Genomic DNA, 5,281 nt, shown 5'->3' with positions numbered 1-5,281 from the left:
GCCCGTTTGTCGGGGCGTGTGTCGTGGGCCGTTGATGGTTCGCCTGGCCGCCTTAGCAACCATGGGGGCCGAGCGCCGCGCCGGCGGCGCCGTCACACCCCAGGCGGGAGCGTCGCCGCCGACATCAGTGCCTCTGACGTAGCGTAGACCGCTAAGGACACGATGATCCCGGTAAAGATGACGCCGACCAATCCCAGCAGAATCGCCGTCAGCCGCGTCACCGGCCGCTGCGGTGTCATGTCGCCATAGCCGATGGTGATCGCCGTGATGAAGGCCATGTAGACCGCCTCCCCCCAGGGTCGTCCCTCGATCCTGTGAAACACCCACGCGCCCGCCAAGATGAGAAGCAGCAGGAGGAGCAGAATGGGCGAGATGTAGGCCAGGCCGTGCGAGAAATGGCGCAGGAAGCTCAGCGCGACTTCCATAGTTTCCTCCTGCTGTCAGACATCTCGCGGTCTGGGCCCGGCGGCTAGGGCCAGGTCTTGAATTCAAGCACGCCGAGCCCCCAAGGCTGCCGTCGTGTCGGAGCGGGTATCACGTCGAAGAGTCGCACGGCCTGGCTCAGCATCTCCCTAGCGCGGCCGGGTGTCATAGTCTCTCTTCGCCGCGATTGTCAAACCGTCGCAGATCAGTAGGCGTTTTGTACGTAATCGCGCAGAGCACGGTCGATGCGCCGCTGCCAGCGTTTCGCCAGCGCGGGTCATGCGGAGCTGCGACTCGAGCCAAGCCAAAGCCGCTTCCAGGTGCTGTGCGCCGGCGGTGCTGAGCGGCACGCCCAGGCCGAAGTCCTCGCCGCGCACGGCCAGTGCCGTCAGCACCGGCGCGACCCCGAACAGGCGCTGGTGCACAGCGGCCAGGGCGCCCGGGCTCAGGCTGTGGGTAGTGATGGCCGCCCCTGTGTCCGGCACGACAGGCACATGGGTGAAGGGCGCGGGGCCGGTCGCTGCGGCATCGACGACAATGCTGCGCCGGCGCCCGCGCAGGTCCAGCGCGTGCTCCGGCTGGAGTTGATAGGCGTCGAGCAGCTCCACCTGCCCCACCGACACTTCCCGACTCAGCGCGCCACGCAGCCGATCCAGCAGCAGGGGGCCAATGGCATCGTCGCCCCGGTCCGGGTTGCCCACGCCGATGACGAGCACCTGCGCCCGAGCGGTGGCAGGCTCCGGGCTCAGCAGGCTCACGCCGGGGCCGTGGCAGTTGTGGACGAAATGGGCTCGTCGCCGCGGCGAACGGCGCCGTCCGCATCGCGCCGCAGCACGTCCAGCACTATGCCGTCCCTGCGGGCGAGGGTCACCGCAAGCGGCATCTGCCCCAGGGCATGGGTGGCGCAGGAGAGGCAGGGATCATAGGCACGGATGGCCACCTCGATGCGGTTCAGAAGCCCTTCCGTCAGCGCATACCCGTCCAGCTCGTCGCGGGCAACGCGGCGGATGGATTCATTCATGGCCTGGTTGTTGTTGGTGGTGGACACGATCAGGTTGGCACGGGTCACCAGCCCATCGGGGTCGATCTCGTAGTGGTGGAACAGGGTGCCGCGGGGGGCCTCGATGACGCCGATGCCTGTGCGTTGCCGGCCGAGCTGCCCTGATTCGCCCTCGCGCAGAAGCTCGTTGCCGACGATGTCTGTGTCGTCCAGCAGGCGGCCGATGGACTCGGCGCAGTGCAGCAGCTCGATGAGCCGCGCCCAATGGGTGGCGAGCACCGCCTGCACCGGTCTGCCCTCGCCTGCCGCCCCGAACGCCCGCCGCGCCGCTTCGGCCCGCGGGGTGTCGATGTAGTCGCAATTGTTGACTCGGGCCAGCGGCCCGACCCGATACCAGCCGGCCTCCGCCCCGAGTGCGGCGATGAAGGGGAATTTCATATAGCTCCAGGGCTTCACCTGCTCGTTGAGCAGGGTGCTGTAGTCCTGGTCGGAGGCATGGTCGAAGATGGGCTCTCCGTCCGGGTCCCGCGCGCGCAGGCCCCCGTCGTAAAGCTCCAGCGCACCGTCGGGTCGTACCAGGCTCAAGGTGTTGGCAGGTACGGCGCCGAAGCTGCGATAGGCATCACCACCGGCCTCGAACAGCTGCTGCATCAATACGACCGCCTCCTCGGCCCAGTCGATGACCTGGGCGATGTCGGCGCTCAGCAGCTCGCGATCGGCGTTGTCCAACGCCTTATTCACCCCGCCCGGAATCGCGCCTGTGCCGTGGATACGCTTGCCGGCGCAGACGCGGATGACCTCCTGGCCGTAGCGGCGCAACAGCACGCCGCGGCGGGCGAGCTCAGGCTCGTCCTGGATGACGCCGACGATATTGCGATGCGCCGGCGCGTCGTCGAAGCCGAACAAGAGGTCCGGTGACGACAGATGGAAGAAATGCAGCGCATGGGACTGCAGCACCTGGCCGAAGTGCATGAGCCGGCGCACCTTCTCCGCCGTCGGACTCAGCTCGGCGACACCCACGAGACGGTCACATGCCTTGGCTGCGGCCAGGTGATGGCTCACCGGGCAGATGCCGCACAGGCGCTGCACCGTCACCGGCAGCTCCCAGAAAGGCCGGCCCTGGATGAAGCGCTCGAAGCCGCGGAACTCGACGATGTGCAGCCGCGCCTGCTGGACCTGATCCGCGTCGTCCAGCAACAGCGTCACCTTGCCGTGGCCCTCCACCCGCGTCAGCGGCTCGATGCAGACCCGGCGCAGTCGCTCGGGGTGGGTTGCGGTTTCGAGTGGCATCGACATCAGCTTGCGCTCCTCAATTGAGCCCGTCAGCGGGCGAGATGCGCACGCTGGCGCTTTGCACATCCCGGCAGCCCGTTCGCGCCGCGGTCGTCGGGCGTGCAAGGCGAAGCGTGCACACCACTCCAAGCTCAGTCCTAAAGTCAGTCATAGTGCAGCTGCTGTAACGGCAGATGCAGCGGCCGCTCCTCCAGCACTGCAGTCAGCAGGCTCCAGATGGCATCGGCACTCGGCGGGCAGCCGGGCAGGAAGTAGTCCACCCGCACCACCTCGTGAATCGGGTGCACCTGCGAGAGCAAGAGCGGCAGCTCCGGGTCGTCCGGCACGCCCGGATTGGCGAGGCCCATGCCGTGGACAAAGGCCTCGTCAAGGCACTCCGCCAGCGGCACGCTGTTACGCATGGCCGGGATGCCGCCGGTGACGGCGCAGGCACCGACGGCCACCAGTGTCCTGCACTTGGCGCGGAGCTCGCGGAGCACCGCGACATTCTCGGCATTGGCGACGCCGCCCTCGACGAGCCCGAGGTCGCAGGGGCCGAACGTCTTGGTGTCCGTGAGCGGCGTGCGGTCGAATTCGACCAGCTCCACCAGCTCCAGGATGCGCTCGTCGATGTCCAGCAGAGACATGTGACAGCCGAAGCAGCCAGCCAGGGACGCGGTGGCGACACGGACCTTGCTGCCTGCGGCGGACTCGGTGCGGGCGTTCACACCATCACCTCCGTTGCGGTGTCTGGGACCGGCGCCTCCGCGTCCGGGTCGGGGGCAACGTCCCCCACCCGACTCACGGGCGCCACATCGAACCGCCGCCGCCCAATGGGCGTTCGGAACGCCTCATCCCGCGGCAGGATGGCACCGACGGGACAGACGTGGGCCGCAGCATCCTCGGCGCTGAAGTCCGTATCACCCAGCCGCCCGCTCGGCGCATCCACGATGAGCCGGCTGCCAATGCCGCGGCCGCTCACGGCGAAGACGGCCTTGCCGTCGTGGTCCCGGCTCGCACGCACGCAAAGCTCGCAGAGGATGCAGCGGTTGTGGTCCAGGATGACATCCGGGTGGGAGGCATCCACCGCCCGCCGTGGAAAACGCTGCGGGAAGCGCGGCGTGAGCATGCCGCAGTGGTAGGCCACCGCCTGCAGGGTGCAGTTGCCGGAGGCCTCGCAGGCAGGGCAGACATGGTTGCCCTCCGCAAACAGCATCTGCAGCACGGCGACGCGAAGGGCGCGGATATCCGGCACTTCGCTCTCGACGCTCATGTCCGCCGCCGCCGGTGCGGTGCAGGCGGACAGCTCCCGGCCGTCGGCCCGCACCACGCAGACCCGGCAGCTGCCGTGCGGCGCATAGCCCGGCTTGTGGCACAGGTGTGGGATGTAGACCCCCGCCGCCAGCGCCGCATCCATGATGGTCTGCCCCGGTGTGAAGGGGATGCGGCGGCCGTCCAGGGTAAAGGTGGATTGACTCTGTTCGTCATTGCTCATCGCCAGTGCTCCGGTGCGCCCGTCATGCGTCTGCCGCCACATGGGCCTCGGCGTCGTCGCGGTGGGTCAATGCACGCGCCTCGGCGAGCGCCGCATCCAGGTCGAAGGACGGCGTATAGTCCGTCCGCCGCAGCCGGTCCCGATAGATGTGCGGGAATTTGTCCAGGGTGTTCAGCACATGGTTGGCCGCGGTGTGCCCGAGCCCGCAGTGGCTCGCCCGTCGCATCACCTGGGCGATGTCCCTGAGCTCGTCCAGATCGTGTCGGCCCGCCGCGCCCGCCGCCACTTTGTTGACCAAGTCCAGCACCAGGCGGCCGCCGACGCGGCAAGGCGTGCAGAAGCCGCAGCTCTCATGTGCGAAGAAGCCGGCGAAGTTCTGCACCATGTCCAGAAGGTCGCGACGCTGGTCGAAGACCATGAAGGAGCCGGCCGTCGGCAGGTCCTCGAAGGCGAGCACGCGCTGGAATTCGTCGGAGGTCAGGGTGACCCCCGCGGCGCCCGAAACCTGGACACACTGGGTCTGCTCGGCGCCGCAGTCAGCCAGCACCTCGGCGACGGAGGTGCCAAAGGGCACCTCGTAGATACCGGGGCGCGCGCAGTCGCCGCTCACACTCAGGATCTTGCTGCCGGCAGAACGGTCAGTGCCCTCGCTGCGGAACCAGTAGCCGCCGTGCTCGGCAACACGAGCGGCGGCGAGGAAGGTCTCCACGTTGTTCACCACCGTGGGCCGGTCCAGGTAGCCTTCCGTCACCGGGAAGGGCGGGCGCTTGCGGGTGATGCCGCGCTTGCCCTCGAGGGATTCGATGAGCGCTGACTCTTCGCCGCAGATGTAGGCGCCGGCGCCGAGATGAATCCGGATGTCGAAGTCGAAGCCGCCGCCCGGGCCCTCCTCCGCGCCGATGCCGGCGCCGAGCAGCCCCCGCGCCCGGCGGCGGGCGAGCACCGCCTCCAGGTGGTCCAGCAGGCAGCGGTACTCGCCGCGCAGGTACAGAAAGCCCGTACGGGCACCGACGATGCCGGCGGCAATGGTCATGCCCTCGAAACCCTGGTCCGCCCCGGCATCCACCACCCCCCGGTCCTTGAAGGTGCCG

At 68.5% G+C, this 5,281-nt stretch carries 6 protein-coding genes; all 6 read right to left on the bottom strand.

Annotated features, from left to right (window positions below):
* Positions 1 to 92 precede the first annotated feature (92 nt).
* Positions 93 to 425: a potassium channel family protein gene (locus I6U14_RS02890; RefSeq protein ID WP_296896745.1), complete on the bottom strand. Its 333-nt coding sequence runs from the start codon at positions 423 to 425 to the stop codon at positions 93 to 95.
* 147 nt (positions 426 to 572) lie between these two features.
* Positions 573 to 1,181, bottom strand: coding sequence for a hydrogenase maturation protease (locus I6U14_RS02885; RefSeq protein ID WP_296896743.1), 609 nt, complete (start codon positions 1,179 to 1,181; stop codon positions 573 to 575).
* The gene (locus I6U14_RS02880) at positions 1,178 to 2,719 is read right to left on the bottom strand and encodes a Ni/Fe hydrogenase subunit alpha (protein ID WP_296896741.1); all 1,542 of its coding nucleotides are present in this window, start codon (positions 2,717 to 2,719) and stop codon (positions 1,178 to 1,180) included. The genes I6U14_RS02885 and I6U14_RS02880 overlap by 4 nt, the downstream gene beginning before the upstream one ends.
* A 140-nt stretch (positions 2,720 to 2,859) precedes the next feature.
* Positions 2,860 to 3,423: an NADP oxidoreductase gene (locus I6U14_RS02875; RefSeq protein WP_296896740.1), complete on the bottom strand. Its 564-nt coding sequence runs from the start codon at positions 3,421 to 3,423 to the stop codon at positions 2,860 to 2,862.
* Positions 3,420 to 4,190 (bottom strand): 2Fe-2S iron-sulfur cluster-binding protein, encoded by a 771-nt coding sequence (locus tag I6U14_RS02870; RefSeq protein WP_296896738.1) that lies wholly within the window; start codon positions 4,188 to 4,190, stop codon positions 3,420 to 3,422. The genes I6U14_RS02875 and I6U14_RS02870 overlap by 4 nt, the downstream gene beginning before the upstream one ends.
* A gap of 22 nt (positions 4,191 to 4,212) precedes the next feature.
* The coding region (locus I6U14_RS02865; RefSeq protein ID WP_296896736.1) for an NADH-ubiquinone oxidoreductase-F iron-sulfur binding region domain-containing protein at positions 4,213 to 5,281 on the bottom strand (1,069 nt) is incomplete at its 5' end.

Source organism: Thiohalocapsa sp. (assembly GCF_019695415.1).
Classification (GTDB): Bacteria; Pseudomonadota; Gammaproteobacteria; order Chromatiales; family Chromatiaceae; genus Thiohalocapsa.
Note: the sequence above shows the minus strand (reverse complement) of the source record. Positions and strands in the feature narration are given on the sequence as shown.